Annotated in this window: 13 protein-coding genes and 2 pseudogenes; 13 read left to right on the forward strand and 2 right to left on the reverse strand. The window is 58.6% G+C overall.

From position 1 onward, the window contains the following. Positions 1-133 precede the first annotated feature (133 nt). The 12 genes and pseudogenes from IHQ72_RS34900 to IHQ72_RS34955 form a co-directional block, all read left to right on the forward strand. The gene (locus tag IHQ72_RS34900; protein WP_258120318.1) at positions 134-724 is read left to right on the forward strand and encodes a NodA family N-acyltransferase; all 591 of its coding nucleotides are present in this window, start codon (positions 134-136) and stop codon (positions 722-724) included. Next, the gene (nodB, locus tag IHQ72_RS34905) at positions 721-1362 is read left to right on the forward strand and encodes a chitooligosaccharide deacetylase NodB (RefSeq protein ID WP_258120319.1); all 642 of its coding nucleotides are present in this window, start codon (positions 721-723) and stop codon (positions 1360-1362) included. The genes IHQ72_RS34900 and nodB overlap by 4 nt, the downstream gene beginning before the upstream one ends. 14 nt (positions 1363-1376) lie before the next feature. Beyond that, entirely contained in the window at positions 1377-2705 is a 1329-nt protein-coding gene (gene nodC / locus IHQ72_RS34910; RefSeq protein ID WP_258120321.1) for a chitooligosaccharide synthase NodC, read from the forward strand. Between the two features lie 260 nt (positions 2706-2965). After that, positions 2966-3880, forward strand: coding sequence for a nodulation factor ABC transporter ATP-binding protein NodI (gene nodI / locus IHQ72_RS34915; protein WP_258120322.1), 915 nt, complete (start codon positions 2966-2968; stop codon positions 3878-3880). Between the two features lie 3 nt (positions 3881-3883). Further along, positions 3884-4672 carry an ABC transporter permease gene (locus IHQ72_RS34920; protein ID WP_258120323.1) on the forward strand — a complete coding sequence of 263 codons (789 nt, stop codon included), beginning with the start codon at positions 3884-3886 and terminating at the stop codon, positions 4670-4672. Positions 4673-4941: 269 nt separating this feature from the next. After that, positions 4942-5685, forward strand: a complete 744-nt coding sequence (locus IHQ72_RS34925) for a sulfotransferase (protein WP_258120325.1) — start codon at positions 4942-4944, stop codon at positions 5683-5685. A 315-nt stretch (positions 5686-6000) separates the two neighbouring features. Beyond that, complete coding sequence (locus IHQ72_RS34930; RefSeq protein ID WP_258120327.1) at positions 6001-7869, forward strand: acyltransferase family protein; 1869 nt, start codon at positions 6001-6003, stop codon at positions 7867-7869. A gap of 471 nt (positions 7870-8340) precedes the next feature. Then, positions 8341-8472 (forward strand): hypothetical protein, encoded by a 132-nt coding sequence (locus IHQ72_RS34935; RefSeq protein ID WP_258120329.1) that lies wholly within the window; start codon positions 8341-8343, stop codon positions 8470-8472. Beyond that, complete coding sequence (locus IHQ72_RS34940; RefSeq protein ID WP_258120330.1) at positions 8469-9440, forward strand: alpha/beta fold hydrolase; 972 nt, start codon at positions 8469-8471, stop codon at positions 9438-9440. Before IHQ72_RS34935 ends, IHQ72_RS34940 begins: the two co-directional genes overlap by 4 nt. 992 nt (positions 9441-10432) lie before the next feature. Next, entirely contained in the window at positions 10433-11338 is a 906-nt protein-coding gene (gene cysD, locus IHQ72_RS34945; RefSeq protein WP_258120331.1) for a sulfate adenylyltransferase subunit CysD, read from the forward strand. 2 nt (positions 11339-11340) lie between these two features. Continuing rightward, entirely contained in the window at positions 11341-13278 is a 1938-nt protein-coding gene (cysN, locus tag IHQ72_RS34950) for a sulfate adenylyltransferase subunit CysN (RefSeq protein ID WP_258120332.1), read from the forward strand. 17 nt (positions 13279-13295) lie between these two features. Continuing rightward, positions 13296-13400: pseudogene (locus IHQ72_RS34955) on the forward strand (3'(2'),5'-bisphosphate nucleotidase CysQ); the annotation flags it as partial. Between the two features lie 93 nt (positions 13401-13493). Here the strand turns inward: IHQ72_RS34955 and IHQ72_RS34960 are convergent. Together IHQ72_RS34960 and IHQ72_RS34965 are read right to left on the reverse strand one after the other, a co-directional pair. Next, the gene (locus IHQ72_RS34960; protein WP_258120334.1) at positions 13494-14168 is read right to left on the reverse strand and encodes a transposase; all 675 of its coding nucleotides are present in this window, start codon (positions 14166-14168) and stop codon (positions 13494-13496) included. A gap of 1176 nt (positions 14169-15344) precedes the next feature. Further along, positions 15345-16544: pseudogene (locus IHQ72_RS34965) on the reverse strand (IS3 family transposase). 641 nt (positions 16545-17185) lie between these two features. On the opposite strand from IHQ72_RS34965, the gene groES reads away from it, so the two are divergent. Next, on the forward strand, positions 17186-17482 hold the full coding sequence (gene groES / locus IHQ72_RS34970) for a co-chaperone GroES (RefSeq protein ID WP_258120336.1): 297 nt from the start codon (positions 17186-17188) through the stop codon (positions 17480-17482). The last annotated feature ends 39 nt before the right edge of the window (positions 17483-17521 follow it).

The raw sequence follows: 17521 nt of genomic DNA on the forward strand, positions 1-17521 counted from the left end.
CGGATCGGATGTCCATTGCAGCTAAAGTTTTTCGGTGACCTACGCAAGCCACATCGCGTCGGTTCGGCGCAACAAGCTCCCCAATGCTTAGGCGCTTACCTCAAGAAAACACGAACACGTATGAGGTCTTTCCATGCGCTCTGAAGTGCGATGGAGGCTGTGCTGGGAAAGTGAGTTGCAACTGGCTGAGCATAACGAACTCTCCGACTTCTTCCGAAACACCTATGGCCGGATGGGTGCCTTCCACGCAAAGCCGTTCGAAGGCGGCCGCAGTTGGGCAGGTGCCAGGCCAGAGTTCCGCGCAATTGGCAGGGACGCGGACGGTGTAGCGGCACACGTCGGTCTACTACGCCGGTTCATCAAAGTTGGCGATGTCGATCTGCTGGTGGCCGAATTGGGCTTGTACGGGGTGCGTCTGGATCTTGAGGGCCTCGGAATCAGCTTTTCAATGCGCAGTCTGTATCCAGCGCTGCAGCAGATGGGGGTTCCATTCGCTTTCGGCACGGTTCGGCCCGAAATGCGGAACCATGTTCAGAGGCTCTGCGGTGCCGGCCTGGGGAACATAGTGTCGGGCGTTCGCATCCGGTCGACCCTCGCCGACATGCACCCCGACCTGCAGCCCACACGTCTGGACGACGATCTCGTCTTTGTATCGCCGATTGGGCGCTCGATGGACGAGTGGCCCTCCGGCACCCTGATCGAGCGGAACGGTCCGGAGCTATGAAACGTCTGGACTACATATGTGAAGTGCTTGGTGACGGCACTGACGGCACCGAAGAGCGCAGCGTCTACCTGACGTTTGACGACGGCCCGAATCCAGTTTGGACACCGGAGATCCTCGATTTGCTGGCGCAACATCGGGTATCGGCGACGTTCTTCGTCATCGGTGCCAACGTTGTAGACCAGCCGGAACTTATCCGACGAATGATTGGAGATGGGCACGAAGTAGCCAATCACACGATGACTCATCCGGACCTGTCCAGATGCGAACCCCGCGAAGTCGAATGTGAAATAGTTGAGGCGAACAGAGCCATCAGGATGGCGTGCCCTCAAGCCACGGTGCGGTACTTTCGTGCCCCGTATGGGAGCTGGACCGAAGAAGCCCTCACTACTTCGGCGAGCGCTGGATTGGCGGCCCTGCATTGGTCAGTAGACCCGCGAGACTGGTGTCGCCCCGGTACCGATTCGATTGTCGATGCAGTACTCGCCGGTGTCCGGCCGGGCGCAATTGTGCTCTTGCACGATGGGTGCGAGGGCACTCATCGCGATCCGCGCGACCAGACGGTTACGGCGCTGTCCCGCCTGATTCCAGCGCTGCATGACCTCGGATTTGTCGTCCGATCCCTTCCTCAACATCATTGAACAACAGAGATCATATGGACCTGCTCATCACAACCAGTACTGTCGCCGTTTCGTGTTATGCACTGCTCTCGACTGTCTATAAAGGCGCGCAAGCCGTTTACGCCCAGCCGGCAGACGTTGCGTTGACGTCGGACGACTTGCTCGGACCCGACCTTTGGCCCAGCGTGGATGTCATCATCCCCTGCTACAACGAGGATCCGCTCACGCTCTCGGCGTGTCTAGCTTCCGTGGCAAACCAGGAATACGCCGGAAAACTGCATGTCTATGTGGTTGATGACGGTTCTGGAAATCGCAATGCCCTCATGCCGGTACATCACGCCTACGTAGACGACCCCAGGTTCACGTTCATTCAGCTCGGCGAGAATGTCGGCAAACGCAAGGCGCAGATCGCCGCGATCCGCATCTCGTCTGGAGATTTCGTGCTCAGCGTCGACTCTGACACGACACTCGAGTCCGAGGTCATTACTAAGCTTGCGGTAAGGATGCGCGATCCAGCGATCGGCGCGGCCATGGGCCAGTTGGTGGCGTCCAACCGGAGCGACACTTGGCTGACTCGGTTAATCGACATGGAGTACTGGCTCGCTTGCAATGAGGAGCGCGCAGCGCAGGCTCGCTTTGGTGCTGTCATGTGCTGTTGCGGCCCATGTGCAATGTACCGCCGGTCTTCTCTTCTTTCGCTGTTAGATCAATATGAGACGCAGCTGTTTCGGGGCAAGCCAAGCGACTTCGGCGAGGACCGCCATCTTACGATCCTGATGCTGAAAGCAGGCTTTCGAACGGAGTACGTTCCAGACGCCATCGCGGCAACAGTCGTTCCGGATAAGCTGCAGCCCTATCTGCGCCAACAACTCCGCTGGGCACGGAGCACTTTCCGCGATACGCTGCTCGCGCTGCGCCTATTGCCCAGCCTCGATCGCTATCTCACGTTGGACGTGGTTGGACAGAATCTCGGCCCATTGTTGCTCGCTATCGCTGTACTAGCCGGGTTCGCGGAGCTCGTAGTGACAAATACAGTGCCTTGGCCAGCGGCGATTATTATCGCCGGTATGACGATCATTCGATGCTCCGTGATAGCTTTTCGTTCTCGCCAACTTCGGTTTTTCGGCTTTTCTCTGCACACGTTCATCAACATATTTCTTTTACTTCCCTTGAAAGCTTATGCCTTGTGTACATTGAGCAATAGCGATTGGCTGTCGCGCAAAAGTGCTACCCTGCCCCACGAGAGCAAAAAGCCGATCATCCTCGCAAACCCGATCGCCAAAGCATATGGCACAGGCAGTTCGGGAACTGCGGAGCCAATTCAAATGGCGGCTCTTACGCGCGATTCTTCACAACTGGTTTAGTCTGGCAGCGTTCACAGCGCCGACCGACCGAGTACTTTGGGTAGCCGATTAGTCGTGAGCTTTGGCAAGATACATCATCGGTTAGAACGGGAAGTATCCGAAGGCGATCCGTAGCCTTTCGACCCTGTTTTTTGGGCAGGAGCGACACGCGTTTCTTCGGCTGTCATTTTCCAAAGGGGCCAGCACGGCTGCTCTGGACCAGAACCTCGAAAGTAAGCTGCCGGCCGGCCGATTGGCCTCCTTCAGCCTGAGATAGACCCATGTCCAATGTAGCAATCGACCTTAACGGCGTAACCAAGTCATTTGGCAACAAGCTCGTTGTGAACGGCTTGTCGTTCGCCGTTGCTTCGGGAGAGTGCTTCGGCCTGCTGGGGCCGAATGGTGCAGGCAAGAGCACGATTGCGCGCATGCTCCTCGGTATGACACGGCCTGACTCAGGTAAGATCAAAGTGCTCGGGGTGCCGGTGCCGGCACGAAGCCGCTTGGCCCGCAAGGGCATAGGCGTTGTTCCGCAATTCGACAATCTAGACCTGGAATTCACGGTGCGCGAGAACCTGTTGGTGTTCGGGCGCTACTTCGGCATGAGCACACGGGAGATTAAAGGGGTCATTCCATCTCTCCTTGAGTTTGCCCGCCTTGAGAGCAAGGCGGATGCACGTGTCGGCCAGCTATCCGGCGGCATGAAGCGGCGTTTAACGTTGGCACGTGCGCTGATCAACGATCCCCAGCTCCTCATAATGGACGAGCCGACCACCGGCCTCGACCCGCACGCCCGCCACCTAATCTGGGAGCGGCTCCGTTTTCTGCTGGCGAGCGGGAAGACGATCATTTTGACTACCCATTTCATGGAAGAGGCTGAGCGGCTATGCGATCGGCTATGTGTCCTCGAGCAGGGCCGCAAGATCGCCGAGGGCAGCCCTCATGCTCTGATTGAAGAGTATATTGGATGCAATGTGATCGAGATCTTCGGCGGCAATCCACAGGAGCTGATTTCGCTGATCAAGCCATACGTTCAACGCATTGAGGTAAGCGGCGAGACGCTCTTTTGCTATGCGCCCGATCCGGAGCAGGTGCGTGTCCAGCTTCGTGGGCGCGCGGGTCTGCGTTTTCTGGAGCGTCCACCTAGTCTGGAGGACGTTTTCTTGCGGCTAACCGGACGCGAGATGGAGAAGTGAATAATGGGTGAAGGTTTTGCGGCGGCCCTACCCGCCAACGCGTGGAATTGGATTGCGGTGTGGCGCCGCAACTATCTTGCGTGGAAGAAGGTCGCACTTGCGTCGCTTCTCGGCACTCTTGCCGATCCTCTGATCTACCTTTTCGGGCTCGGCACTGGCCTTGGACTATTGGTAGGTCGCGTTGAAGGTGCCTCGTATATTGCTTTCTTGGCAGCTGGCATGGTCGCGACAGGAGCGATGACCGCATCGACTTTCGAAACGATATACGCGGTTTTCGGTCGCATGCGCGACCAGGGCACCTGGGAAGCAATCCTCCATACACAACTTACCCTAGGCGACATCGTTCTCGGCGAATTGGCATGGGCAGCCACCAAGGCCTTTCTGGCCGGTACGGCAATTACCATTGTTGCTGCCACGCTAGGCTATGCCGCGTGGACGTCTGTCCCCTATGTGCTGCCGATCGTCGCTCTCACCGGGTTCGCCTTTGCGAGCTTGGCGATGGTCGTCATCGCACTCGCGCCCAGCTATCACTATTTTATATTCTATCAGACGCTCGTCATCACACCCATGCTGTTCCTGTCTGGCGCGGTCTTTCCAGTCGGCCAGTTGCCAGGCGCCTTTCAGCGCTTAGCGGCCTTCTCGCCACTGGCGAACTCTATCGACCTAATTCGTCCGCTGATGCTTGGTCACCTGGCAGACAATGTCGGGCTGCATATCGGCGCACTTTGCGTGTACGCGGTATTGCCGTTTTTCCTCTCGGCTGCGCTGTTTCGTCGACGCCTGCTGCGTTGACACTACTTACGACCGGCACGAGAAGGAGGCCCTCAATGCCGCATCGCGAACTGGCCGTCGGAGCTGGAGCCAAGCGTGGTGGCCTGGGGATTGTGGGTGGCACAGCAACACTAAAGCGGAGGCGCACTCAGCCATTGATGCAGGCACGCTCCGATCTTCGCTACTTACATGAGCGCGGATCTAATCCGCGTCGAGGACATGTCAGCCGAGCTTCTTGTGCCTGGCCTTCCCTCAACCCTCGCGATCACTATTAGCTGGAATTACATGCAATGACTCACCGCACGCCGACGCCTCAGCCTTTTGTCATTCTTGCTATGCCAAGGACCGGCACACATTATTTGGAAGAATTGCTAAACGAGCATCCGACGGTATTGAGTAACGGTGAGCTGCTCAACGAGTATGATACCAATTGGCCCGGAAAGGATCGCCTGCTACGCACCGATCGCGAGCTCCTCGAACAAGCCTACCTGAGCTATCCCATGAAAGACAAGAATGTGACGCATATTGGCTGCAAGATCAACGAGCCCCAGTTTCGCGATCGCCCAGCTTTTTTTGCGGAACTGACTCGTTGGCCAGCACTCAAGGTCATCCTTGTAACTCGAAACATATTGGAATCGCTGCGATCCTTTGTGCAGGCAAGGCAAAGCGGCCAATGGCTGAAGTTCAGTTCAGACAAGGAAGCCGCTCGGCCGCCGCGCGTCAGATTGTCAATCGATGACTGCGAGGCTTACTTCAAAGCCGCGGATGATTTTCACGCACGCGTCGAGCACTCCTTCACGTCGACCAACCTGCTTGTAGTCGAATACGAGAGCCTTCTCCATGAACCCTCTGCTTGCTTAAGAAAGGTTTGGGATTTCCTGGGCGCTCCAGCGCTTGAGCTATCTGATCGCGCCATCCTTCAGCGCCAGGAAACGCGACCCCTGGACCAAACGGTGCAGAACTTTGATGAGTTGCTGCTCCACTTCGCGGATGGACCTTACGCGCGATTCTTTGACGTCGGTGGCGGTGTCTGACTGCCCCCTCGCCGCCAGCAGTTCGCTTGCTGCCAGTGTCAGATTCCATCGCTTTCGGTGAACGCTGAAATCGGTTTCACACCGAGCCACCCGTGGGCTGCCGCCGTTGAGCTCAACAGGAATGGCGGCCGTTGCGGGTCCGAAGATCTCCCAGCCGAGTCATGACGCGTGGAGCGCCACGCGCCACGAAGAAATCAATCAGTCGACCACGAACAGGCCTGGCGAACGTCGTTGATGATGTCTGGCGGGGTGAGAGCCTGCCGAAGCCAAGCGTCCCGCCTTCTTGCCGTGAACTGCGAACAAAGGACTTAGTGAATGAAATACAGGCGCGATATCGACGGGCTCCGGGCGGTTGCGGTGCTGCCGGTTGTACTCTTCCATTTCGGAATCTCAGCAATTCCCGGTGGTTTTACCGGCGTTGATATCTTCTTCGTGATATCCGGCTACCTGATCAGCGGGAGTCTGCTGGACGACCTTGAAAACGGCCGGTTTTCGATCGTCAGCTTCTACTGGCGCCGTGCCCGGCGCATTCTGCCGGCACTGGTCTTTGTCGTGCTTCTCACTAGCATTTCGGCGTTGTTCATTCTTCTACCGTCAGATCTGCACGAGTTCAGTCTCAGCGTAATTGCAGCCTCGACATTTTGGTCGAACATCTATTTTTGGAAGACGTCAAACTACTTCTCCGTCGATGCCGCGCTCCGACCGCTATTGCACACGTGGTCTCTCTCAGTCGAGGAGCAGTATTATATCTTTGCCCCGATCCTGATATCCCTGATCTATCGCTATTTTGGGAAGCGTTGGCTGACGATACTGCTGCCGATTATTCTTGGCAGCTTCGTGCTGGCGGTCATGGCCACATCGGTTGCGCCAACGGCCGGATTCTATCTGCTGCCGACACGAATCTGGGAACTTATGCTGGGCGCCCTGCTGATGTTGAAACGGCCCTCGCCGCTTAGCAACCCTTTCCATATGGAACTGGTCGGGTTGGCCGGAATCGGCCTTCTCGCCATCGGATTCTTCGCGATTTCGGAGAACGACCCATTCCCCGGCTACAACGCCTTGTACCCGTGCCTCGGAACGGCCCTCCTTATTTATGCTGGCCAAAACACCTCTACGATCGCTACCCGGATGCTCGAAGTTCGACCGCTGGTCTGGATCGGCCTCATCTCGTATTCACTGTATCTTGTTCACTGGCCCATCAATGCATTCGCGCACTATCTTTCATTGCAAAAACTCGACCCGTCGATGACGGTCGCGATGACGGTTGCAAGCCTCGCACTGGCTGCATTTTCCTGGAAGTACATCGAGCAACCGTTTCGGCAGAAAAGGGCCTTCACCGCCCCGGTGCCCATCTTCGCCTTTTCGACGGGCGCGATCGCTCTTCTTTGTGTTGGGGGCGCGGCGGGGGCGCTCGGCAACGGATTTCCGCAACGGTTCCCGGACTATGCGCAGCAGCAGATACCTGCCGGCGATTGGGGGAATGGCATCTGTTTCAACGAGGGCTCCAGCCCGATCGAAAACTGGAATATCGAGCATTGCACGCGCACTCGCGGCTTTCCTGCAACTGTTTTGTTGTGGGGCGACTCCTTCGCCGCTCATTACGTTTCAGGCCTAGATGCCAACCAAAAGCAAATTCAAGCCAACATCGTGGAATATACTTATGCGGGCTGTCCACCCATTCTCTCTTACTTCTCCTATGCACGCCCGGATTGCACCCGGTTCAATCGGAAAGCCCTGAAGATCATCCAGGACGCCGGCATCAAGACCGTTGTTCTCAGCGGCCGGTGGACCGACTACGAGGCTAGAGGTTTCGACGGTCTCCAGCAAACGATCGATACGCTTCGTGACCTTGGCGCGCGTGTGTTTGTCATTGGCCAGTCGCCGCAGTTCATAACCGACGTTCGGAAAATCGCATTCTTCGCAAACCGCGAACATCTCAGTGATACGTCGTGGCCAATGGCCATGGATCCCAACATCAACGACCGTGTGCGCTCATTTACAAAAGGCGCCACTTTCATCGACCCGTTGAAATTCCTCTGCGATGCAGAACGCTGCGCGTACAGCGACGCCGGCCAGTTTCTCTATTTTGACTATGGTCATTTCTCTTCGACTGGGGCCGCGCTGGCAATTTCGAAATATTGGCCGGCTTTTCCTACAAACAAGGCCCCAGCCACGACGAAGTAGCGACTTGTGGCGGGCAAAGCGCGAGCGCGCCAAGAGAATCTCGACGTAATTGGTGGCTCAGTATCCGCGTGGTGCGGAGGTGATCTTTTGCTTGGGAGTGACAGGCTTTACACAAGTGCCGTTCTCGTTGATCAGGCATAATCAACTGTCTTACGGACCGAAAACAATGCCTTACGAGCTATGTCTACAATGGGACTGTTCGCCAGACCGTCCACCGCTGCCGCAGTCGTCAAGTTTGCGACCAGAAGCGTTCTTCGGTCTCTCCGCGAGCTACACCACGCCGCCGGGACATGATCCGAATGCACCCTCTGTGACCGACATGCTGCGCAAAGCGGCCATCCCTTCCAATTAGTCGTTAATGGTCAGAGGCGGTCGTCGTGTCCCAAGCAAGCCCTCGCTTGCCCGTATCTGCAAAGGTCTGTGTTTTCAGTGGTACAGGCATGGAATCGAAAAGTGGCCGGGAGAGTTTTCATGACAGAAGAAGCCGTCAGCAACATCGACACCCTCATCGAGCTCACCGCCGATGTCATTCCTTTGCCTTTGGAGCATCGGCAATTATGTCTGACGTGCGCCCACGCCGGCGCCTGGTCAAATGCCGTATGACCGATCTTTTTCATCAGCCCCGCCTCTTCCATGGAACTCCGGGCAATCCGCTGCCGGCAAACGCAGCCGGCGGCTTCTTCACCACGAGTGACGGCAAGAAGATCCGCTATGGGCTGTTTGCCGCGGTTAGCCGTCCGTTGAAGGGAACCGTGGTCATCCTGACCGGCCGCAACGAGTGCATCGAGAAGTATTTCGAGACCGTTCGCAACCTTGCCGACCGGGGGCTTGGCGTGGCAACCCTCGACTGGCGCGGCCAGGGCGCTTCCGACCGGCTGATCGGTGACCGCCAGCGCGGCTACGTCAGGAGCTTCTTCGACTATACCGGCGATCTGGAGCAGTTCTTCGAAGAGATCGTGCTGCCCGATTGCCAGGGACCCTACTACATACTGGCCCATTCCACCGGGGCGCTGATTGCGCTGCTCGCAGCGCCCTCGATGGCGAACCGCGTGCGTCGCATGGTGCTGATCGCGCCATTCCTCGCCGTGCCCAACCAGTCGATTTCGGTTAAAACCGTTCGCCGCATCTGTTCGCTGTCCTGCCTTCTCGGCCTTGGCCGGGTCAATGCCGCATGGGGTCCGCCACCGAAGGAATCTGTGCCCGTCTCCATGAACAAGCTGACCAGCGATCCGGCGCGCTATCGGCGCAACACGCTGATCTATGAAACCTATCCGCAGCTGGCGCTCGGCGGCCCGACGATCCGCTGGCTGAAGGCGGCCGCGGAGGCGTCCCTAATCGTCAGCGACCCGGATTTTACGGCGAAGATCCAGGTGCCTTTGCTGATGATCGCCGCCGGCGCCGATCAGGTCGTCTCGACCAGGGCAGTTGAAGCTTATGCGAGGCGTCTGCGAGTCGGCTCGTTGCTGATGATCGACGGCGCGCGCCATGAGATCCTGCAGGAAGCCGACCTCTATCGCGGGCAGCTGCTTGCTGCATTCGACGCTTTCATCCCCGCAGCCGGTGACGCCTGAGTTAGTTACCAGTGCCGGCTTCAGCCCATGCGGGCGAAATCCATGATCCGGTTGGTTCCCATGTCTTGGCGCCGACCGGCGAAAAAATCTGCTACTAGCGCGACGACCTCTCGGCGGCGGCACGCCGCATCAAAGGCGCAGGGAAGGCACGGCACCCTGCACCGCCATGTCGGACGTAACGACGCGGTCTGGCTGGACGTGTGGACCGACGCCCATGCACACGGACGGATCACCGTCCGTGACGACGGGAGATAGGTGCGGCACAATGTTACCAAGCTGACGCGCAGGCACGAGGCGGCCCAGCCTGTCCCGTGGACGATGGGTGACGCGCCGAGGGACTAAACGCGATGGTCAGGCAATCGTCGGACTGGCGATCGAAATCACCCGACTTGCCGGCAAACCTAAGCGCGGCCAGAAGGGAGGTCCATGACATCCGCAATGCAAAGCGAAAATGCTGAACGCCTAAGGCGACCGGCGCGTCAGTCAGGCGATGCTTGCAGCCGCTTCCCCGAGTCGTGGTAGGCTGAGCGCGCCCAATCGCACCTGATGAATATTGGCGGGGCTTCCGCACGCGGGCGGCTTGGGCGTCTACGATGTCCGCAGAAAGTGATCTGGCGGCCGAAAGCCGCGTTAATCGATTGATTGATATGCGGCTGCCTTAATAGAGACCAATTTAGTTGAAATCCGAATGCTGAATTCGGTGCTGGAACATGGCGCAGACGAGCCAGCGAGAGAAGAGGCCGGTTCCGCTTCCATCAGGTTCGACCACGAGTGTTCGGCGACTTGCCTTTCGACAACAGGCTTTTTACTGAACAGACGCCATGCGCCGCCGTCCGCGCGTATTTGGCTTCAAGGCCGCATCCGATCACCTGGTGCGTGCATGGAATAGAATTTACCGCCTGCCGATCCTCTTTCCATCCGGGGCGGCTGAAGATCACGCCTGTTGATGAACGGGCCTCCTGTGGATTGGCACGAGAGAACGCTTAAAGTCCATGAACATCGCGCTTACGCATCTGCAGCGGCTTGAAGCCGAATCCATCCATATCTTTCGCGAGGTTGCGGCGACCTTCGCCAAGCCGGTCATGCTCTATTCGGTCGGCAAGGATTCCTCCGTGCTGATGCATCTTGCGATGAAGGCGTTTTATCCGGCCAAGCCGCCCTTTCCCTTTCTCCACGTCGACACGACCTGGAAATTCCGCGAGATGATCGCCTTTCGCGATCAGATGGCGCAAAAACTCGGCTTCGATCTCCTGGTCCATGTCAACGGCGACGGTGTGCGCGATAATATCAATCCCTTCGACCATGGCTCGAACACCCATACGCATGTGATGAAGACCGTGGCGCTGCGCCAGGCGCTCGACAAATACGGCTTCGATGCAGCCTTCGGCGGGGCGCGGCGCGACGAGGAGAAATCGCGCGCCAAGGAGCGGATCTTCTCTTTCCGCAATGCCCAGCACGTCTGGGATCCGAAGAACCAGCGGCCGGAGATGTGGAAGATATTCAACACCCGCATCGCGACCGGTGAATCGATCCGGGTCTTTCCGTTGTCGAACTGGACCGAACTCGATATCTGGCAGTACATTCTCCAGGAAGACATCCCGATCGTGCCGCTCTATTTCGCCAAGGAGCGGCCGGTCGTCGAACGTGACGGCATGCTCATTCTGAGGGATGACGACCGCATGCAGTTGCGTCCCGGCGAGACGGTGGAGAACCGGCTGGTGCGGTTCCGCACGCTCGGCTGCTATCCGCTGACCGGCGCGATCGAATCGGCCGCCGACACGCTGGAGGCCATTGTCGGCGAAATGCTCACCGCGCGCACCTCAGAACGGCAGGGCCGCCTGATCGACCGTGATGAAGCCGGCTCGATGGAAAAGAAGAAGCGCGAGGGGTATTTCTGAGCATGCGCCACATCACGGCCGAGAGCCTCGCCCCCACCGACGGCATTCGCGACTATCTGGCGGTGCAGGAACAAAAATCGCTGCTGCGCTTCCTGACCTGCGGTTCCGTGGACGACGGCAAGTCGACGTTGATCGGGCGCCTGCTTTCGGACACCAAGCAGATTTTCGAGGACCAGCTTGCTGCGCTCGAGCGTGATTCGCGCAAGCACGGGACGACGGGCGACGACGTCGACTTCGCGCTGCTGGTCGATGGCCTCGAGGCCGAGCGCGAGCAGGGCATCACCATTGATGTCGCCTATCGCTTTTTCGCCACGCCAAAACGCAAATTCATCGTTGCCGACACACCCGGCCACGAACAATACACGCGCAACATGGCGACGGGCGCGTCGACTGCCGATCTGGCCATTGTGCTGATCGACGCCCGGCAGGGCGTGCTGCGCCAGACAAGGCGCCACTCGATCATTGCCTCGCTGCTCGGCATCCGGCACATTGTGCTCGCCGTCAACAAGATCGATCTCGTCGGCTTCGACAAGGCGGTGTTCGAACGGATCATCGAGGACTATCGGCAATTTTCGCACAAGCTTGGCTTCGAGACGATCGTGCCCATCCCGATGTCTGCCCGTTACGGCGACAACGTCACCAGCCGCTCGGATAAGACGACGTGGTATTCCGGCCCGACGCTGATCGAACATCTGGAAGCCGTGTCAGTCGATGAAGCCGTTGTCGAACTGCCGTTCCGTTTTCCGGTGCAGTATGTGAACCGCCCCAATCTCGATTTTCGCGGTTTTGCCGGCACGATTGCGTCCGGCTCGGTCTCACCAGGCGACGAGGTCGTTGTCGCCAAATCCGGCAAGTCCGCTCATGTCAGGCGCATTGTCTCGCATGGCGGCGATCTGAGCCAGGCGGTGGCCGGCCAGGCCATCACCCTAGTTCTCGACGACGAGGTCGAGGTCTCGCGCGGTAACATGCTGGTGTCACCTGCGGCGCGGCCGCAGGTCGCCGACCAGTTCGCCGCCAACATCGTCTGGTTCGACGAGCACGCGCTGCTGCCGGGCCGCTCCTATATCCTGCGGACCGAGACCGATCAGACCAGCGCTACCGTCACCGACCTGAAATACCGCGTCAACGTCAACGATTTTGCCCATGAGGCGGCCAAGTCGTTGGAAATGAACGAGGTCGGCATTTGCAACATCTCGACGCGGGCGCCGATCGCCTTCGATACGTTCGCCGAGAACCGCACGACCGGCGCCTTCATCCTGATCGACCGCATCACCAACGCCACGGTCGGCGCCGGCATGATCCTGCATTCGCTGCGCCGCGCCGAAAACATCCACTGGCAATCGCTCGATGTCGGCAAGCACGGCCGCGCCGATCTGAAGAACCAGCGACCTGCCGTGTTCTGGTTCACCGGGCTCTCGGGGTCGGGCAAGTCGACCATCGCCAACCTTTTCGAGAAGAAGCTGTTCGCCACCGGCCGCCACACCTACATCCTGGACGGCGATAATGTCCGCCACGGGCTCAATCGCGATCTTGGCTTCACCGACGCCGACCGCGTCGAAAACATTCGCCGCGTTGCCGAAGTGGCGCGCCTGATGGCCGATGCCGGGCTGATCGTCATCGTTTCGTTCATTTCGCCATTCAGCGCCGAGCGGCGCATGGCGAGGGAATTGATGGCCAGCGGTGAATTCGTCGAGGTGTTTGTCGACACACCCTTTGAGGAATGCGCCAGACGCGATCCGAAGGGCCTCTATGCGCGGGCATTGAATGGCGAAATCAAGAATTTCACCGGCGTCGATTCACCGTATGAAGCCCCGGAAAACCCCGAAATCCATCTCAAGACACTCGGCAAGTCTGCCGAGGAGATGGTAGAGGCCCTGGAACTCTGGCTGAACGAGCGCGACATTGCCGAAAACCAATACGATAGCGGCGGCGGTATCTGACGACGAAGCGATGCTGCATAACGCGCACGCTCGACGGTGAGCCGCTGGCCTACGGCAAGCGCAACGAGAGCGATGACGAGGACTACGCCAATCCGCATTTCATCGCCAGCGGCAAGCGCTAAATTTTGACTGGACCCGGACCGAGCCCCTCCGTCTAGAAAAGAAAGGCGCCTCGGCGAAGAATACTATCCGCTCCGATCGGCGATTCAGCGTTATTACAGCCCCAGCTTCCTCTTCAGTTCCGCGTTCTCCTTGCGCAGGCGTTCCGCGAGCAAACTCTTCAGTCGCTTGTTTTCTTCCTCAAGCGCGACAAGGTCCTTCAGATTGTCACCATCCGATGCAGGCGCCGCAGCCTTCTTCCATTGATAGTAGGTCTGTTCCGAGATGCCGGCCTGCTTTACGGCGCTCTTGTGAGTGGCGCCGCCACTGATAGACTTCTCGATCTGCGCGAGCATCTGGGCGCGCTCCTTTTCAGAGTATATCTTCCGCCGCACGGCCGCTGCTGGTGCTTTCTCCGCCTGAGACGGCGTATTGGCGGCATTCTTCCGAGCAGGCGGCTTGGGCTCAGCCTTCGCCTTCCGCGATCGTGGGGCTTTCTTCTTTTCAGGCGTCTCCACTTTGGCTGCCGATTCCGTTGCAGTTACTGATTCAACTTCCAGGGGATTTGCCATGAGGTACTCCGCTCGCGATTTGTGTATTTGTTCAGCATCAATCGCCACGACACTAGAGTCAATAAGGCGACGATTTGGCAACTCCATCTCGTTGAGTTCCCTTGTTGTCTCAGCCATTGCTGCGGAGAGATCGACATCACTCCAGATGGAACGGCTCCGTTTTTGAGAACTGCGCTTTTGTCTGATCTCCACAGTGAACGCTCGGGTCTGCCGCCTCATAGTTTCTTCCTTATTGGACAAGAACTGCGCAGGAAGTCGGCAAATGACGATTGAACGTCTGGCGCTTCCTCTGTCGCCCGAGGTATATGGATCCGACCGTCCGAGCAAGCCTGCTGGCGACGCACCCCAGAACAGACCGGTTCCTATGAGCAAGCAGGATACTTTCTAGCTTCAAATTAGCCACTGGTCGTCCGTCTCCCAATCATCCGCGTACACAGTTTAGCATTTGTTGGGCCACAGAGAGCGCGCCCGCCGCATCTTGGAAGCGGGATCCGCGTCCTGCACACGGCTGCCCGGCTGGATGCCCATAGCTGGGTCTCGATAAGTACGGTATGAGCCATCCAAATGACTTGAACGGGCGGAGCAAAAAGCATCTGGCGGCCAATGCTGTAAAAGTCTGTAATTGAGCTACTTGAGGAGCCTGATTATTGCGTTCTCGCAATATCAGCAATCGCGAGCTCTAGTAGACGCCTCCTGACAAGTTCCTTCAGCTTCTTTAGCGCTATCTGTCCATCACTGGGGGAACTCAAGCTGCAACACGTCCGGGAACCAATCAATGAATGAGGAGCGTAGTTCCAGCCCACCGGTCGGGGTGGAGCCGGTACCTCCATCGAGGCGAGCGTTGTATCTTGCTGCAATGCCGCACCGGGCACGAGACTTTCCACACGCCTACATCGAGCGCGGCCAATTTCAGGGCATGGATCAGGGGTACGCGCTCTACGATCTCGCCATCAGAGTCACTCCAAAAAGGAAATGTCACCGAGATCCAATCCAAGCGGACGAATACCTTCGCTCCAAGGGACCCGACTCGGGAGGTCTGCGGACAAGTCGCTAAAAGCAAGCCCGAAAGCCAACCGAGTGACTGACATCTGCTCGCGGTCGCGATACGGCGGACCAGCGCCGCGATTTTCGGACCGAATCAAGGCGTCCTTCGAAGGGCGGCTAACATCGGAGACCCTAGGCCAGTTCGCATTGAACTGCATGTCGGCGAGCGCCGCGATCCAAATCGTATTGTCCATGACCTTTAGAGGGTCCCAATCTGGGCATATTGACAGGGTTGAACGACATCGGTGCGACGATCGTCGATCAGCCGGACGCCAAGCCGATGTCCGATCAGGCGGGAGGGAATGGCGTAGTTGACCTTGCGCAAGGTGCAGCTGACGTTGCCCCCAGTTTCTATCCAGTTTTGAGTTCGTTTCCGGCGTGGGTTGTGCCCTGCTGGGCGGGTGAAGCGACGGGCGCTGGCGCGGAGCCTTTGGCATAGCGCAGCGCGAGCGACCGTCGCGGGTTGAAGGTGCTGGCGAACTCGGCCGGTGTCTGCCAGGCGATTTGGGAGTGCGGCCGCGCGGTGTTGTAGTCGGCGTGCCACAGGGCGATGGCTACGCGTGCCTGAGCCAGCGAGGTAAACAGCGTCTCGTTGAGCAGTTCATCGCGCAGTCGGCCGTTGAAGCTCTCGATGAAGCCATTCTGCATCGGCTTGCCGGGCGCAATGTAATGCCATTCGACGCGGCTCTGATCCGCCCAGGCGAGGATGGCGTTCGAGGTGAACTCGCTGCCATTGTCGCTGACGATCATCCTCGGCCGGCCCCGCTCGGTGATGAGCCGGTCCAATTCGCGGGCAACCCGCATGCCCGAGAGAGATGTATCAACGATGAGTGCCAGGCACTCTCTCGTACAGTCGTCGACGACGGCCATGATGCGGAAGCGGCGCCCGTCGATTGAGCTGGTCCGATACGAAGTCAAGCGACCAGCGCTCGTCGGGCCTCAGCGGCACCAGCATCGGCGCCCTGGTCCCGATCGCCCGTTTGCGGCCGCCACGGCGGCGAACGGCGAGCTTCTCCTCCCGATAAAGCCGATAAAGCCGGAACAGCTTCTTGTGGTTCACGACCAGGCCCTCCCGCCTCAGCATCACGAGAAGACGCCGGTAGCCGAACCGACGACGCTCCTGCGCGATCGCCTTCATCCGTTCGCGAACCTCGCGGTCGTCCGGCCTGCTGGTCTCGTAGCGAACCGTCATGCGGCAACAGCCGATGGCTTTACACGCCCGCCGTTCGCTCATCCCGAAGCCTTCCTTCAGGCGAGCGACAGCTTTCCGCTTGGCCGCGGGCGTCACCATTTCTTTCCCACAAGATCCTTCAACGCGGCATTGTCGAGCATGGCGTCGGCCAGAAGCCGCTTCAGCCGCGTGTTCTCGTCCTCCAGCGCCTTCAGCCGCCGAGCCTCGGACACATCCATCCCGCCGAAGCGGGCCTTCCAGTTGTAGATCGACGCGTCGCTGACGCCGTGCTTGCGGCACAGATCGGCAACCGATACCCCGGCCTCGTGTTCCTTCAAAATTCCGATGATCTGCTCTTCAGAGAAGCGGCTGCGTTTCATGTCCTGGTCCTCTCGATGGGCCAGAACGAACTTCAAACCGGATTAGATCAGAGGGGCAAGGTCACAGCCACTCGTCCGCAGGGCGCACATTCCAAAAGAGCCATCCGAGTTGGAAGGGGTTTGTCCCCTGCAGGTCGAAACTCAGAGCGTCGCTCTCGTATTGCTGACCCTCCTCCTAATAGCGAAGGGATCAACGCGAAACAGCTGGAACCCCGCTCCCAGTGGCCGCGCTTAGCGTACGGTCCAAGCCATGGAAGATCGAAAGGCACCAAAGTCGCCGCTGGTTTCAATAGTCGCGCGATCCAACTTTGATTCGGCTTCCGCGCGGCGCCCTTCGCCGAAAACTCACAGAGCGAACTACCGTTCAGGCACTTCCCGCCGACCAAACTGGGCGGGCGTCGCTGGCGAGACTAGGCCGGACGAACGACTGGCACGAAAGGTGCCGAAAGAGCTTTCCCCTAACGTGAAGGGGCTGTGCTTTCGCGCCGATTCCAAACCTTTTGCTCTTCGCCCCTCCCCTTGCCGTCTTGACTAGTACGAGCCTACAGCCTATCTCACCGCCACGTTAGCACTCGCCATTGGTGAGTGCTAACCCGCTCCGGCAACGGACAACATTCAACCTCCGCACCAGGACATCCAAAATGGCAAAATCGAATTTCCGCCCGCTTCATGACCGCGTGGTCGTTCGTCGGGTCGAATCCGAAGCGAAGACCGCGGGCGGGATTATCATCCCCGATACGGCTAAGGAGAAGCCGCAGGAAGGCGAGATCATCGCCGTTGGTTCCGGCGCCCGCGACGAAGCCGGCAAGCTCGTCCCGCTGGACGTCAAGGCCGGCGATCGCATCCTGTTCGGCAAGTGGTCGGGCACCGAAGTCAAGCTCAATGGCGAAGACCTTCTGATCATGAAGGAAGCCGACGTGATGGGCATCATCGGCTGACAAGCCGCTACCTTTCATCCGCACCATCCAATCTGAATT

The organism is Mesorhizobium onobrychidis, from assembly GCF_024707545.1.
GTDB lineage: Bacteria > Pseudomonadota > Alphaproteobacteria > Rhizobiales > Rhizobiaceae > Mesorhizobium > Mesorhizobium onobrychidis.